The organism is Mesorhizobium sp. P2_B11, assembly GCF_056404855.1.
On sequence record NZ_JBFUDF010000009.1, the window covers coordinates 23,503 to 38,190 of the forward strand.

Consider the following 14,688-nt stretch of genomic DNA (forward strand, 5'->3'; position numbering starts at 1 on the left):
GTTTTAATACCGCGGGGTGCGGCCCTTCTTGATTCTGTCACTGTGTAACAGGAGCTTTGCCGGGCCGGCATTGGCGCGATCGAAACCGCGCCGGGACGAATGGCCCGAGCGTGAGCGGCTTATAGAAAGAAGGGTTTTGCGAGTCAATCCAGCGCGAACTATGAGTTCGTCGCGGCGCGAACGACAGTTCGTCGCGGCGCGAACGAGCAGTTCGAGACGGTTTTATTGCTGGTACCATCGTCCACCGAAGGATGAAATTGGCAAAAAAGCCGCAATCGCCTAATCTCAACCGATCAAGCGTTTGTGAAGACAGGCCTTAATGAGCGAACTTGCCTCAGCCGATGATGGGACCGGCCCGGTGAAAGCCGACGCCAGCCCGGCGTCCGCTCGCCCGGCTCCAAGCCGTTCGGTGCCCTTGGCGCGCGGCCTGTCAACAAAACTGCTCTTGCTCACCATCGTCTTCGTGCTCCTGGCCGAAGTCCTCATTTTCCTGCCCTGGATCGCCAGCTACCGCCTGGCCTGGCTGAAGGAACGGCTGAGCACTGCTGCCGCGGTGTCGATCGTATTGGTGCAGGGCGAGCCCAATTCGCTCTCCCGCGCCGCCCAGAACGACGTGCTGATGGCGATCGGTGCCAAGGCGATCGCGGTGCGCGACGGTGGCGTCTCGCGCCTTCTGGTGGTGGCCGAAATGCCGCCGCAGGTCGACGAGCATATCGACATCGCCAATGTCGGCATGATCGAGGGCATGACCGGGGCGCTCGACACGCTGTTCTTCGGCGGTAAGCGCATGCTGAGAGTCTTTGGCCCGGTCGGCGAAAGCGACAAGGAATTCGAGCTGATCATGCCCGACCATTCCTTGCGCAACGCCATGCTGCGCTATTCGCGCAATGTCGCCTTCGTCTCGCTGCTGATCTCGCTGTTCACCGCCATGCTGGTCTATGCCGCGATCGACCTGATCATGATCGGCCCGATCCGCACCATGACGCGCTCGATGCTGTCCTTCTCCGAGGCGCCTGACGATCCCGGGCGCATCATCCACCCGGCGGCTCGATCCGACGAGATCGGCGTTGCCGAACGCGAACTGTCGCAGATGCAGGAACGGCTGCAAAAGATGCTGTCGGAGCAGAAGCATCTCGCCGACCTCGGCCTCGCTGTTTCCAAGATCAACCACGACATGCGCAACATCCTGGCTTCCGCGCAGCTGATGTCGGACCGTCTGCGCCTGGTCAAGGACCCGACCGTGCAGGCCTTCGCGCCAAAACTGTTGCGCGCGCTCGACCGCGCCGTCTCCTATTCCGAAGGCGTGCTGGCCTATGGCCGCACCCAGGAGCCGGCGCCCTCGCGCCGCCGGTTGCGGCTGCGCCAGCTGGTCGAGGACGTCCACGGCCTGCTCGACATCGAGGACGGCATCGAATTCGTCAACGCCGTCGAGCTCGCCTTCGAGGTTGACGCCGATTCCGACCAGCTGTTTCGCGTGCTCACCAATCTCTGCCGCAACGCGGTGCAGGCGATGGCGGCGGACGCCGAAAGCGCGCTGGTGCGCCGGCTCGCCGTGTCGGCCGAGCGCATGGGCAGCGTCAGCCGCATCATCGTCACCGACACCGGCCCCGGCCTGCCGCCCAAGGCGCGCGAAAACCTGTTCGCGGCGTTTCGCGGTTCGGCCCGCAGCGGCGGCACCGGCCTTGGCCTGGCCATCGCGCATGAACTGATCCGCGCTCATGGCGGCACGGTGGAGCTGGTCGAATCGATCGGCGGCCGCACCACCTTCGCCGTCACCATCCCCGACCAGCCGGTCCGCCTCGACCAGGCCCGCAACGGCCTGCGCCGCCCGGCGTGAGCTGAAACTCAACACACCTCGATCAGCCTGCGACAAAACTTTTGCCGGATCGGCTTGCTTTTCGGAAATTCAGTCGTTAGGGAACACGTCTCGTCGCGGCCGGTCGCCAGGACCGGATCGCGGGGCTATGAAAATCATGGCCTGTTGCGCGCCCGTAGCTCAGCTGGATAGAGCACCAGACTACGAATCTGGGGGTCAGGAGTTCGAATCTCTTCGGGCGCGCCAATTAATCAACATGTTAGCCGAACCGCAAAGTGCGCGAAGGCCGAACTCGCCAAAGAACCGTCGGCTGCGCGTTATTGTGCCTCGCAACTGCCCGGCAGTCTTGGATAGAAGCATTCCGTCTCGACCCCATCCTGGGCATGGCTTGCGTTATCGGGGGCGACCTTAGTGTTGAGGAAACGCGTTGCGAAGTCGCCCGTCGCAGGAAATTCGACTGGCTTCGGGCGCGCCAACTGTCCCTGGTCGAGCGCCTTGAAGCCGGCTGGAAGTTTGAACGAGAAGCCGAAACACCCCTCCGCCGGGCAATCGAGATCCTTGACCGCCCAGGTCCGGCAAACCGCGTCCGCTTCCTTGGCCAGACCCGGATCGGCCACGAGCAACGGATCCTTGCCTGGATCCGCGGCCGCGAGTTTCGAACCGCAGGTCCCGTCCGCCTGCCAGCCGCAAAAGCTCGCCGGGCCGCAGAGGCCATTCGTCGGTTCCCGCGGATCAAGTTCAGACACGCCGTTGAAATTGGTCTCGACAGTCAGCACGCCGTTGGAGACGCCTTTGACGGTAAACCACTTCCCCTCGGACGAGGGGTCTGGACTGAACATGATCGGCGCGGTCGCCAGGCTTGCACGCACGGGCTTCACGCTTGCCGTATCGAAGCCGTCGCCGACGTAGATCTGGTACTTCTGGGCCGTGGTCGGCTTGGCATAGAGGAAGAACATGTAATAGGTCTGATCGGGCGCGAAGACATTCACGTCCCGCGTCTGCGGCATCGTTGTGTAATTCTCGGTATTCTGTGTGTCCTTGGAGATGGACGTATCGACGTAATAGAGCCCGTCGTTCACGGTCAGCGTCTCGCGCTGGTACATGTTCTGGCCACCCATGCGCATGAAAGGCCAGCGACACGCGGCCGTATTGGCGTTTCCGGCGCAGCCATTGGTCTGCCAATGGCCCAGTTCGGCGGCTGTTAGATACTGTCGGAAAAGTGGCACTCCATAGCAGGCGCCGTTCGAGCACTCGCTCGACCACTCACCCCCCTGGCCGAGAACGGGCGAGTCTCCGCAGCGGCCGAACGGCTGACCAGCAACGGGCGGAGCATTCTGCGAGCACTCCGGCGCGATGACCGTCGCCACATAATCATAAGGGCTTGTCTTCGCGGTCGAGGGCGCCGGATCCGGCGGCAGTGGCTTTTGCGGACACACCAGCGAGGGACTGACCCTCAGGTTCGATTTGCATTCCGAGGTTTCGAGCTTGGCGTTGAAATATTGGTCCTCGTTGATCGAGATCGTTTCCCCGCCGGGCTTCGTGCTCACGAGCCCCGTCAGCGAGCCATCGTCGTCGGTGAGTTCCGTCTGGCGGTCGATCCCGCTCCAGCCGTCGAACATGGTCGGCGTCCACGTGCAGTAGAAATTCTTCACCGCGTTCGGGCCCGAGGTCGCCGTGAGATAGGTGCCTCCCTGACCGAAATCCTGGTTCTCCTTCACGCCATCGGGCACCCGGAACAGGGGATCGAATACGAAATGACGGATGTCGACGTTGCTGAAATACAGGTTCGTCGAATGGAACGCAGGCGGGTAGAAGAAACCGTTGTTCTGTTTCCAGGCGATGGCCGCGTTCGGCAAATAGCATTGGCCGTTCGCCGGATCCTTCGTCACGCCCGCAACAACGCCCGAGCCGTACATGCAGCCCGGATCCGTCGCCGGGCCTGTCACGGCGCAGTTTGATTTCGTGATGTCGAGGAAGGCGTTGGAATCCTGATACGCGGGACCATCGTAGATGTTGAAGAGGCGCTGGCCGGCGTCGAAATTGACCAGCGGTATGGAGATACCGTCCTTCGCGCTGAGGCAATGGTCGCTCGGTGCAATGCCGGCCTCCTGCCAGTCGCAACGTAGCTTCGAACGGGCGTTGAATGGCCCGGCGTCCAGCGCATAGGCATGGGCGTCGTCTTGTGGCTGGGAATGACCTATGAAAACGCTTTTGCGCGCGAGCGCCCAATAGCCCCGAATCACGGACGCATGCGTGTAATCGCCGCCGGTGATGAAGGTCAGGCCGCCGTTCTGAACGTCCGACAGCACGCTGTTGATGACGAGATACCACTGGTTGCGCAGCCAGATGGCCGCGACATTGTGCTGGGCCCAATGGAACGTCGAGGTGAACTTGTCGATGACGGTCACGGCGCAATGTTCGGTGTGGCTCGGATCGCAGAAGTCGACGCCGTCGCAGTCGTAGGTTCCGTCATTATTCCTGTTGCATGCCGTTGCGTGCCGATTTCCGCCGACCGCATGCGGATAGTAGTGATCCTCGGCTTCATTGTCGTTCGGATCGGGCGCGAGACTGCGGACCGCGACGAGGCGGTTGGTGGGCGTGCTCGTGCCTTGCGAAGGCTTGACGACGCCCGAGCAATCCGGTGCGTCACCGGTGGTCTGGAAGGACATCATCGTCGAGGTGGCAAAATTGCCGACAAAGGCCTTGAGCGGTGTCGCGCCTCGAAAACTGCCGTCCTTTTGCAGGCCGGCATAACCCGACCACTTCATGTGCATGTGATCAGGGCTGTTGTCCATGGTCATCACGTCCGGCATGTCGCTGTTCCAGGCGGGAACGAACCAGTAGGCCGATCCACAAGCCGTGGCGCCCGCAGCCATATTGCCGATGAACTCGTTCCAGCCGTTTGCGATCCAGAAGACGGAGGGATAGGCGGAGTCTGTCAGGAAGGGGAACTTCGCGACGTCCTTGGCGTCTTCATTGGCGGCGAGGATGCCCGGGATCAACCGCGGATTTTGAGCATTGGCCACGGCGGCGCGCGCGAGAATGCCGAGATTGCCGTAAAACTTGTTATCGGTCTCGGTGCCGTCTTCGAGATAGAAGCCATGGCCGATCGACTTGTACCCCACATTACCCGCGAGCAGGACGCCCTGCGTGGAGTGAAGCACGATCCAGCGGGTCATCGATTCGTTGATCGACGAATCCTGCACGAAGGTTCCCGCCGGGGTCTGGCGGGCCATGTGGAAATGGACCGGATAATGCGCCATCCGTCCGCCCTGCCCGAGCTGCTTGAATTCGACTCCCTTGACGTGAACCGCCTTGAACCCCTGCCGGAACACGACTTGGCCGCCAAGCGAATAACACGGTCCTTTCAGGTCCTGCGCGACACAGGGGTTCTCCGGGGTCGAGATCGGAAATTCGTCGCCCGGCGCGTCGCCTCCCGAGACGATCCGGATGCTGCGGTTCAGGATGGCGACGGCGGCTCGGGTCTCGACGCCGTTCTTGACGAGATCGGGATCCAGATCGAGTCGTCCCTGCGACAGCGCCAGCCTGTCGGTGAGCATGTAGCGCTCGCCGTTGTGAGGCCAGGCAGCGCCATGATCGACCCGGATATTCTCGAGCCACTTCCCCGCTGGACCGGGGCCCGTACTGGCCTCTTTTACAACGAAGGCTTCGGAATGACCGGGCAGATAATCGGTCGTCGTGACGACGATCTGATCGCCGGCTTCGACATGCAGGTTCTCCGGATGGTCGTTGCTCGGGCCCGCGACGACGAGCGGATCATCCGACCCCGCGCCACCGCCTGCCGCCACCGACCCGTCCAGCCGGGTCCAACTCGGATGGGTCAGTTGCGGATTGGAGCAGCCAAGCGAGTTGCAGGAGCCTTTCGCACCCCAGAGTTCGAGGCTTCCGCCATAGGAGACGGCGAGGACCTTGTAGCCGAAATACCCGACCTGCTTGCCCTTGTCGTCGCAGGGCGCCTCGCTCGACCAGACCGAGCCGTCGGAGCATTTGCCGTCGCCGTGCAGCGGCCCGTAGCGGTAGAAGAAGTCCGGGACGTCGCCCGGCAGAACAAGCTTCGTCTTGCCATTGTCGCTCCAGACGGAGGCGGGAATGCCGCACGGGCCGGTCTCGGAATTCTCGACCGTCCGGCACAGGGCACCGAGTGCCGGACTACCCGCCGTGTTCCTGTCGGCGCCATAGAGATGGATCGTCAGGACGCCGCCATAGATCCCGTAGGGTTGTCTCGATGACCCTGCGACCACCGTCCCGCCATTCTCGACGAGCATCGATTGAGCCCAGAAGTGGGTGGTCGTGGGTTTGACCACCTGATCGAGTTCGTCGAAGACGAGCCGACCCTTGTCCAGAATATTCACGTCCCCGAAGAAATATGTCTGATCGGGTTTGACGTGGCATTCGCCGTCGACCAGAAGGTCGGGCGGACTGTTCGCGGTGCCCGCGCTCCGCAGAAATCCGCTGGAGCATGTGGCCGGAGTGGCCTGCCGCACCTGCCCCGCGATTTCGGCCGACAAAGCTGGCAAGGGTGAAAGCGCCAGGAGCAAAAGGGCGCCGAAAGAGCGGCACAGGCGCAGCGTAGCCCCGTTGCCTCTATGGTTGATATGCATCGCGCACCCACCCTTCCTTGGTCGTCGAGCGCAGTGAATTTCCGGGCCGTGAGTATTGTCCGCCTCTCGCCAGGCATACGACTTCATGCTCAGCAGAACGGTGCCCGCTGCACTCCAAATTCACTTGGCGATTGAGTATATCGTGTACCAATTGCAGAAAAACGCAAACAAGAAAGTGATTGAATTGTGTTGCGTGGCTGTGACGATCACCAGTCTGTCCGTGGTCAAGTTGGCGACCGCGCCAATTTTCGGTACAGAGCCTCATGGCTCTCTTTAAGCAATCCAGCTTTACCGCAACCGGCGTAAAGTCGCTGTGTTGGCGCGGCGATGAACTCGTCGATTGGGTCGGCGGCGGCCGTGCCTTCGCGACCGATGGTACGGAGCGGCCGGCGGCGGTACGATATGCGTACCGTTTCGACGCCGCGACGGCATCGCCGGATGGCCGCTTTGCCGTGATCTATGAGCGGCTGGGGACGAAAGGGCTTCTGCTCCGTAACGGTCGGATTCTTCGTGAGCTAGACCGCAGCTTCTACCAAGCCGAGGCGTATGAGTACCCCATTGTCCTGTTCAACGGTCCCGACGGCCGCGTCCTGCTTGCGCATTGCCCCAAGGACTACTGCCGCATCGACTTTGAGGACGCCGAGACCGGTCGATTGCTTAGCGAGCAGGCAGACCGCAAGCCATGGGATTTTTTCCATTCGCGCCTGGCGGTGAGTCCCAATGGCAAGCGGCTGCTCAGCGCCGGCTGGGTTTGGCATCCGGTGAGTCTTGTGGTGTCCTTCGACGTTGCACAGGCTCTTGCCGATGCGCGCCACCTCGACAAGGGTCAAGGCCTTCCCACGTCGTTCAACCCGGGATTGGTCGAGGAGAATTCGGCTTGCTGGCTCGACGATGACCGTTTCGCCGTGGCCGCTTCGGCGCAATACCAGGAGGATGACGTCGAGGACAACGGTGAGCCGCGCCTGCGACCGCTTGGCGTGGCTGTCTACGACCTGATCCGAGGAGCCTGCCTCCAGTCACTCCAACTGGAGGAGCAAGCCGGAACTATACTCGCGCTCGGCAACGGCTTTGTTCTCTCGCTCTACAGGCATCCAAAGCTGATCGATCTTTCGACCGGCAAAGTCGTCCATGTCTGGACCGATTTGCGGTCAGGCCTTCAGGACAACAGCATTTTCTGGGGTCTTGACGACGACGCGAAGCCGCCGCCGATGGCCTTCGATCCCGCAACCAGCCGGTTCGCGATCGCTAATGGCGACACCGTCACCGTGATCGAGTTCGATCTTTCATAGCCTGCGCTCGGCGCCCGATATCGGTTCCGGCCCTTCACCAGAGGCCGGGGACCAATCTGTGCCGCAAGCGACGTGCGTAATCGTCGGTCCTGCGGCCGGACCGTCTTGTGAGCGGCGAGGCGGTGGCTCGCCGGCATGATCACGAGGAATTTGAATAGCTCAAGCCTACAAAGTCTTGGCGTCGCGCGAAGGAAGGGGCACCGTATGGCCGCAACCAGGCGGTTGCCCAACACCCCAATCAGCGGAGAGAACAATGTCCAAGCAAGCCAGACCAAGCATTGTGTTCGCGCATGGCCTCTGGGCCGATGGCTCATGCTTCAGCAAGCTGATCCCGACGCTCCAGGCCGAGGGATATGACGTTATGGCCGCGCAGCACGGCCTCGATTCGCTCGCCGGCGATGTCGCCGCCGTAAAACTCTGCCTAGGCCGGGTAGGAAGCCCGGCAATCCTGGTCGGACACTCCTATGGCGGCACGCTCATCACCCACGCCGGGGCCGATCCGCGCGTGGCAGGGCTGGTTTACATCGCGGCGCTGGCGCCGGATGCCGACGAGACTTCGCAAAGCCTGCAGGCCAAATTTCCGGCGACCGATGTTTTCCAGCACATCGACGTGTCGGAGGGGCGCATTTGGCTGAAGGCCAGCGGCATCGATTGCTTTGCCGGAGGCCTGCCTGACGCCGAGAAGAAGCTCGTTTACGCGACACAGGCGGTGGCGGTGCCGGACCTGTTCACCCAGAAGGTGGAAGGCACCGCCTGGAAGACGAAGCCGAGTTGGTATATCGTCGCCGGCAACGACCGCACCGTGCACCCCGAGCTACAACGCTTTGTCGCCAAGCGCATGGGAGCCACGGTTGTCGAGGCCGCCAGCAGCCATGTCCCCATGCTCTCGCAACCTGCTTTGGTGCTCGACGTCATCCGCAAGGCGGCGACCGCCGTCCAGAATGCCTGAGGGCTGACAGGATCGGCCGGCGCAGAAGGAGCGGCGGTCTCTCTGCGCTGCTGCGGGCCGGCTTTCGATTGTGATGTGGTAGATGGTCAGGTTTGAGCTTGCGCTGCTCATTCCGGCCGCCTTTGGCCGGCGGAGCTTCAAGCAAGAACTTCCAAAGAATTGGAACAGATGCAGCCGACTGCCGTTTGCCTTCTTTCGCCCATCTGAAAGGAAGTCCAAATGGCCACCCCTGCCGAACTCGAAGCCAAGTTCTGGAAGTCGTTGAAATCCGACATGACAATGATGATCGGCCTCGATGGGTCGAAGGTCATCCCGCGGCCGATGACGGCCCAGATTGAGGATCGGAAAGGACCGATCTGGTTCTTCACGGCCACAGACACCGAGCTTGTCGAGGGCCTGAAAGATGGGAGCGGCGCGACCGCTACTTTCACATCGAAGGGTCACGACCTGTTCGCCACGGTGCAGGGAAAGCTCTTTCTGGACAACAACCCAGTGGTCATCGATCGGCTTTGGAATCGGTTTGTCGCTGCCTGGTTTGAAGGCGGGAAAGACGACCCAAAGCTGGCACTGCTGCGGTTCGACCCAGAGGAAGCCGAGATCTGGCTCGACAGTTCAAGCATCACGGCAGGCATCAAGATGCTGCTCGGTTTCGATCCGAAAGAGGAATACAAGGACAAGGTCGCCAAAGTATCCCTTTGAGGGGACGCAACTCTGGCAATGCGGGGCTGTTGAGCGATGGACACCAGGTCCTCGTTGATCGATACCGAAGCGGCCAATCGTGCGTTGGCCACGTCAGAGGCGAGCAAGGCCGCCATCAGGGCGGAGGAGGGGGACCGTGGTCGCGATGCGGCCTGGCCGTCGCAAATACCGGCACTCGGCTGGAAGGACATCTTCTGGCGGCTCTGGGAAGAGTTCAACAAGGACCGGGTCTTGCTGGTCGCGGCCGGCGCTACCTTCTATCTGCTGCTGGCGCTGTTTCCGGCGCTGGCCGCCTTCATCTCGATCTACGGGTTTGTCGCCGACCCCATCACGGTCGCGGACCATGTCGCCTATCTCGGCGGATTGTTGCCGTCAGGCGGGTTGGATATTATTCGCGGGCAGTTGCAGGCTTTGGCCAGTCAGAAACCGGGAGCGCTCGGGACAGGTTTCTTCGTCGGCCTTGCGATCGCGCTGTGGAGCGCCAACAGCGGCATGAAGGCGCTCTTCGATGCGATGAATATCGCCTATGAGGAGAGCGAGAAGCGCAGCTTCATCACGCTCAATCTGATGTCGATCCTGTTCACGATGGGAGCCTTGGTGATCGGGATAGCCCTGTTGCTGACGGTTGGCGTTGTCCCGGCACTGTTGCGCTTTTTCTACCTCGACGCCTGGACGGAAACCCTTGTTGCGGTATCTCGCTGGCCGATCCTGGTAGGAATCATGCTGACGGGCATTTCCTTGCTCTACCGCTTCGGGCCCAGCCGCGAACATGCGAAGTGGCGATGGCTGAGTTGGGGTGCCTTGATTGCGACCGCCGTCTGGATCGCCGCATCGTGGCTGTTCTCCTTCTACCTGCAGCATTTTGCCAACTACAACGCCACCTACGGCTCTTTGGGCGCAGTCGTTGGCTTGATGATGTGGACATGGATTTCCGTGGTCATCCTCATCGCCGGCGCCGCGATCAATGCCGAGATGGAACATCAGACGGCAATCGACTCGACCACCGGTCCCGCTCTGCCAATGGGAAAGCGCGGTGCGGTGGTTGCCGATACGCTGGGCAAAACAGCTGATTAGGTCCTGGATCGCTTATCCGGCAAAGAGTCGATTCGACCTACGAGAGGCGTGGCATCTCCCTCCGTTCCCGATTGGTATTCGGTCGGTCCCTACCCGATCAGCCGTCCCCCAGCCGAGGAAGGGGCGCTATGCAGATGCTGATCAAATACCCCTCTAGGGCAAAAATAAAATTCGCTACTAGCGAATTTTATTTTCAGCCAGCCGCGAATCAGATAGCTACCTAGCGTCGAATTGAAAAAGGATAACCTTCATTCTCTGAAGTCTCTAGGGACTTCGCGGGGGGTGAAAACCCCCTACATAATATCCGGCGCGCGCGAGTGGCGGGCGACGGGGGCGGCACCGCGAAGGGCGGTGCCGCCCGTACATGCAGGTGATGCGCTCCTGCCTACTTCTCTACGACCTCGAAGGAGCCGCCACAATTCCGTGGCGGTTGGTCAAGAGGAGGCCTTTATGAAAGGCAATGTCGACCAGGAGCGGCGACGGGCGAAACGGAAGGGACCTAACTGGGCTAAATGCTTGGTGGGCCCAACCAGTGTCCAAGTGCTGTTTGCAGCCTTTGTCGGGATCACAAACGTGATTGCGGCGTTGGTGAAGCTATACAACACGCTCCGGGACTAGCCCGTTGCCCTGCATTGTACCTCGGCAAGGAGCACGAGATGTTAAATGAGGCTCTACGGCTGATTCGGGTTTTTCACGATATGAAACAAGCCGACGCTGCAAAGGCCCTAGGTGTATCGCCGTCTTACCTTTCGGAAGTGGAAACGGGCAAGAAGAAGCCAACTTTGGAGTTGGTCGACAAATATGCGGAAACGTTTCACATCCCCGCGTCTTCAATCCTGTATTTTTCGGAAAACATGGGGCAGGCGCGGATCGTCGAAACTGCCCGTACGGCTGTGGCTGGCAAGATCATAAAGCTTATGCAATTTCTCGAGGCGAGGGCCGGCAATTCGGATGTCGAATAGGCGAGCAACGCACACCATAGAGCAGTCCAGCCTATTCCGTCTTACTAGGCGGCGGCGGTTAGCGCAGCTGATTGGGTTGAGTGACGCACAACTCCGTCATGTGACGAAGTATGCGGACAATCTCTATCGAGAATTTGATCAGCCCAAGAAAAACGGTACGGGCATTCGACATATTGAGGATCCAGATAAACTGCTTAAGCATGCTCAAGCGAAGCTGGCAAAATTATTGTGCCGGATCACTCCGCCTGACTATCTATTTTGCCCAGTTAAGCGGCGCTGCTATGTGACGAATGCTGCACAACACAGAAACCAACGTGTTGTTCGCTCTCTCGATTTGCATAAGTTTTTTCCGAGCACCACTTCCAAACGAGTGTTCTGGTTTTTCAATTCCATAATGCAGTGTGATCGAGATATGGCTGGGACTCTTACCCGTCTCGCCACATATAAGGAACACCTTCCAACCGGAAGTCCGCTCAGTCCTATCATGGCCTACTTTGCTCACCTCGATATGTGGAGTGAGATATCGGCGATTTGTCGGCGCGAGGGCCTAACTCTAACGGTATACATAGACGATGTGACCGTCTCAGGAGCGGCCGTTCGGGATCGCGTCCTCTGGGCGATCAAGCAAGTCATTGCCAGAGCAGGTCTGCGATACCACAAGGAAAAAGCCTATTTTGATCGCGCTGCAGAGGTGACTGGTGTTTTTGTAGAAAGGGGCAAGATTTCGGTTCCTCACAAGCAATTTAAAAAGCTTCGGCTTGGCCTCGAAGCCGCCAAAACGCCTGGATTGCGCCAATCTAAAGAGGCACAGGAGAAGCTTGACGGTCTGAAGGGTCAGCTTGCTCAGATCCAAAAAGTTGCGCATCGCTTGGGCAGTGCTGCCTGATCCGAATAACGTTTCACTGCGCAAGACCCGGCCCCTTTTCAAGCCTCAATCGGCCGTGCCCCAGCCAGATACCGCTCATTGTCGAACGGTTCGGCCTGGTTGCTGTCGGGGCTCCACATATGGCGGTGGGTAGCCGTCAGATTGCCGAGATAGACATGCAGTGCGCCGGAGCGGGCGTTGCCGGTGTTGGCGACCGCATGCACCGTATCAGGGGTCATGTGCACCACGGCGGGGGCTGCGATATCCTGCCGTTCGGGCGCATCGATCTCGCTGCCGTCGACGGGATAAATGAAGTTGGTCTCGCTGCCCTTGTAGATGCCGATCAGCGCATCCATCAAATGGTTGTGCGCGGGATACTGCAGGCCGGGCGACAGTGTGATGTGGTAGATGGTCAAGTCAGGGCTCGCATGCAGCAGCACCTCATCGTCTTCCTCTTCGTGGGCGAGCACGCCCGATGCGTGGAAACGGTCGGTGTGTTCGCGCAGAACCGCCTTGACCCGTTCGAAGGCATCAGGACCTTTGGCTGCGTTGACGATATCGGCGGTGACGGCGTAGAGAGGCGAGTTGGCGGCAAGAGGCATTGTCAGTTATCTCCATTAGGAAGCTCAACTGATACAACTGAGATGCTCAGGCTAGCGAATGCCGGTTGAACCGTCAACCGGATGGCCCCAACGGGCAAGCGGACCAAGGCGGGAAAACCAGATGGGCAGGCAGACATGACCCCTCCGAAATCAGCGTCACCGACCGCCACCAAAGCGCCGTCGACCGCAGACATTTTGCGCAGCGAGGAGGCTTACGAGCAGCTGAAGAGCGACATCGTCGCCTGCGTGCTGCGTCCCGGCGAAAGCCTGACCGAAAAGCAGATCGGCGACCGCTACCAGATCAGGAAGGCGACGATCCGCTCCGCACTCGCCCGGCTGACGCAGGAAGGGCTGATCAAGAGCGAGCCGCGCCGCGGCTATGTCATCGCACCGCTTAGCCTGCGCGACGTCAACGAGATCTTCGACGTCCGCAGCCTGATCGAGCCGGAAGTGTTCAGGGTGGCGGCCGCCAACATCACCGAGCGCGGGCTCGATGACATCAGGCAGGCGGCGCAAAAGGTGCTCAAGCCGGAAACGCTGCGCAGCCATGTCGCGTTTCTTGCCGCCGACCGCGCCTTTCGCCTGGCGCTGGCCGAGCTCTCGGGCAATCTGCGGCTGGCCCGCCTGCTTGACCAGATCCTCGACCAGTCGGAGCGCGTTCTCCATCTCGGTTTCAAATCGCGCGACTTCACGCAAACGATCATCGGCCAGCAGAAGGAGCTCGTCCTTGCCTGCGAAGTGGCCGAGATCTCTGCAATCGCAAAGCTTGCCCGTTCGCAGTGCCTGTTGCTCAAGAAGCAGGTGCTCGAGGCCCTGCTCGCCGGCTCCAAGCTGCAGGACGCCAATCTGCAAAGCTTCGCCTGAGGCCTGCGCTCACCGGCCGACGCCATACTCATTCGTCAATGAAGCGGATCTCCGCGTCGGCAAGGCAATAGGGCGCGTAGCGGAAATCTCTGATGTGGCTGACCTTTCCGTCCTGCCAGTCGACCAGCATGAAGCCGCGCACGGCATCGTCTCCCGCTTGCGGGTTGCGGATCAGGATCGCCGCCCTGCCGTCGACGAAGCCCAGTGACAGCGCCCAGTCGCTGACGCGGTCGTAATTGCCGAAATAGTTGGAAACCTGCGCCTTGCCGCGCATGCGGGTGCGGTTGACGACTTCTAGCTGGATATCCTCGGCGATCAGCGCGCGCACGGCGTCGAAGTCGCGCGCGTTGAACAGGTCGACATAGCGGCGCAGGCGCCGCTCGTCGTCGGCGTCGAGCTTTGGGACCGTCGCCTGTTCGTCCTGTAGAGCCAACAGCCGCAGCTGCGCCCGCCCACGATGCAGCGCCGCCTTGGTGGCGGCCAGCGTCGCGCCGGAGACCTCGCAGGTTTCGTGCAGGCTGAGGCCAAGCACGTCGACCAGGATCACGGCGCTGCGCTGCGCCGTCGCAAGCTGCATGAAGCTGCGCAGGCTGGCGGCGGTGGCGAGCCTGGCATCGGCGCTTGCGGAGGGGTCTTCGATCGTCGTCATGTCGGCCTCGCTCATGCGCGCCTGCTCTCGCTGGCGCCGGCGCAGATGGTCCTGCGCGGCATTGTGGGCGATGCGGAACAGCCATTGCTCGGGCCGCTCGACAGAGGCGTCGCCGTCAATGGCCTGCAGCGCCTTGATCAGTGTCTCCTGGACGATGTCTTCGCCATCGATCACCGAGCCGGCCATGCGGGCGCAATAGCGGTGCAGCTTCGGCCGCAAATCGCCGAGCATCCCCTCCAGGGCCACGCGGTCGAGTCTTGCTGTGTTCATCCTGTCCATTCCCAAAATGCCGGTCTT

The 14,688-nt window shown here is 60.9% G+C and carries 11 protein-coding genes and 1 tRNA gene; 9 read left to right on the top strand and 3 right to left on the bottom strand.

Features of this window, described 5'->3' with window-relative positions:
* Window positions 1–319 precede the first annotated feature (319 nt).
* The gene (locus AC1DYJ_RS26945; protein WP_477282694.1) at window positions 320–1,837 is read left to right on the top strand and encodes an ATP-binding protein; all 1,518 of its coding nucleotides are present in this window, start codon (window positions 320–322) and stop codon (window positions 1,835–1,837) included.
* A gap of 148 nt (window positions 1,838–1,985) precedes the next feature.
* Window positions 1,986–2,062: transfer RNA gene (locus AC1DYJ_RS26950), tRNA-Arg, on the top strand.
* 71 nt (window positions 2,063–2,133) lie between these two features.
* Here AC1DYJ_RS26950 and AC1DYJ_RS26955 read toward each other — a convergent pair.
* The gene (locus tag AC1DYJ_RS26955) at window positions 2,134–6,438 is read right to left on the bottom strand and encodes a hypothetical protein (protein ID WP_477282696.1); all 4,305 of its coding nucleotides are present in this window, start codon (window positions 6,436–6,438) and stop codon (window positions 2,134–2,136) included.
* Between the two features lie 263 nt (window positions 6,439–6,701).
* Here AC1DYJ_RS26955 and AC1DYJ_RS26960 point away from each other — a divergent pair, with 263 nt between their 5' ends.
* The 6 genes from AC1DYJ_RS26960 to AC1DYJ_RS26985 all read left to right on the top strand — a co-directional run bounded on the left by AC1DYJ_RS26960 (window position 6,702) and on the right by AC1DYJ_RS26985 (window position 12,297).
* Entirely contained in the window at window positions 6,702–7,727 is a 1,026-nt protein-coding gene (locus tag AC1DYJ_RS26960) for a hypothetical protein (RefSeq protein WP_477282698.1), read from the top strand.
* 253 nt (window positions 7,728–7,980) lie between these two features.
* The gene (locus AC1DYJ_RS26965) at window positions 7,981–8,676 is read left to right on the top strand and encodes an alpha/beta fold hydrolase (protein WP_477282700.1); all 696 of its coding nucleotides are present in this window, start codon (window positions 7,981–7,983) and stop codon (window positions 8,674–8,676) included.
* Between the two features lie 219 nt (window positions 8,677–8,895).
* On the top strand, window positions 8,896–9,375 hold the full coding sequence (locus tag AC1DYJ_RS26970; RefSeq protein WP_477282702.1) for a pyridoxamine 5'-phosphate oxidase family protein: 480 nt from the start codon (window positions 8,896–8,898) through the stop codon (window positions 9,373–9,375).
* A gap of 36 nt (window positions 9,376–9,411) precedes the next feature.
* Window positions 9,412–10,449 carry a YihY/virulence factor BrkB family protein gene (locus AC1DYJ_RS26975; RefSeq protein WP_477282704.1) on the top strand — a complete coding sequence of 346 codons (1,038 nt, stop codon included), beginning with the start codon at window positions 9,412–9,414 and terminating at the stop codon, window positions 10,447–10,449.
* 656 nt (window positions 10,450–11,105) lie between these two features.
* Window positions 11,106–11,411, top strand: a complete 306-nt coding sequence (locus AC1DYJ_RS26980) for a helix-turn-helix transcriptional regulator (protein WP_477282706.1) — start codon at window positions 11,106–11,108, stop codon at window positions 11,409–11,411.
* Between the two features lie 76 nt (window positions 11,412–11,487).
* A complete protein-coding gene (locus AC1DYJ_RS26985) occupies window positions 11,488–12,297 on the top strand; it encodes a reverse transcriptase family protein (protein WP_477282708.1) in 810 nt (269 codons plus the stop codon).
* 38 nt (window positions 12,298–12,335) lie between these two features.
* Here AC1DYJ_RS26985 and AC1DYJ_RS26990 read toward each other — a convergent pair whose 3' ends face one another.
* Entirely contained in the window at window positions 12,336–12,878 is a 543-nt protein-coding gene (locus tag AC1DYJ_RS26990) for an autotransporter (protein WP_477282710.1), read from the bottom strand.
* Between the two features lie 135 nt (window positions 12,879–13,013).
* Here AC1DYJ_RS26990 and AC1DYJ_RS26995 point away from each other — a divergent pair, with 135 nt between their 5' ends.
* The gene (locus AC1DYJ_RS26995) at window positions 13,014–13,742 is read left to right on the top strand and encodes a GntR family transcriptional regulator (RefSeq protein WP_477282712.1); all 729 of its coding nucleotides are present in this window, start codon (window positions 13,014–13,016) and stop codon (window positions 13,740–13,742) included.
* Window positions 13,743–13,770: 28 nt separating this feature from the next.
* Here the strand turns inward: AC1DYJ_RS26995 and AC1DYJ_RS27000 are convergent, their stop codons facing one another.
* A complete protein-coding gene (locus tag AC1DYJ_RS27000; protein WP_477282714.1) occupies window positions 13,771–14,661 on the bottom strand; it encodes a sigma-70 family RNA polymerase sigma factor in 891 nt (296 codons plus the stop codon).
* Window positions 14,662–14,688: the final 27 nt, after the last annotated feature.

Coding starts and splice junctions, on each gene's coding strand:
- AC1DYJ_RS26945 (WP_477282694.1), top strand. CDS start 320: ATGAGCGAACTTGCCTCAGCCGATGATGGGACCGGCCCGGTGAAAGCC.
- AC1DYJ_RS26955 (WP_477282696.1), bottom strand. CDS start 6,438: ATGCATATCAACCATAGAGGCAACGGGGCTACGCTGCGCCTGTGCCGC.
- AC1DYJ_RS26960 (WP_477282698.1), top strand. CDS start 6,702: ATGGCTCTCTTTAAGCAATCCAGCTTTACCGCAACCGGCGTAAAGTCG.
- AC1DYJ_RS26965 (WP_477282700.1), top strand. CDS start 7,981: ATGTCCAAGCAAGCCAGACCAAGCATTGTGTTCGCGCATGGCCTCTGG.
- AC1DYJ_RS26970 (WP_477282702.1), top strand. CDS start 8,896: ATGGCCACCCCTGCCGAACTCGAAGCCAAGTTCTGGAAGTCGTTGAAA.
- AC1DYJ_RS26975 (WP_477282704.1), top strand. CDS start 9,412: ATGGACACCAGGTCCTCGTTGATCGATACCGAAGCGGCCAATCGTGCG.
- AC1DYJ_RS26980 (WP_477282706.1), top strand. CDS start 11,106: ATGTTAAATGAGGCTCTACGGCTGATTCGGGTTTTTCACGATATGAAA.
- AC1DYJ_RS26990 (WP_477282710.1), bottom strand. CDS start 12,878: ATGCCTCTTGCCGCCAACTCGCCTCTCTACGCCGTCACCGCCGATATC.
- AC1DYJ_RS26995 (WP_477282712.1), top strand. CDS start 13,014: ATGACCCCTCCGAAATCAGCGTCACCGACCGCCACCAAAGCGCCGTCG.
- AC1DYJ_RS27000 (WP_477282714.1), bottom strand. CDS start 14,661: ATGAACACAGCAAGACTCGACCGCGTGGCCCTGGAGGGGATGCTCGGC.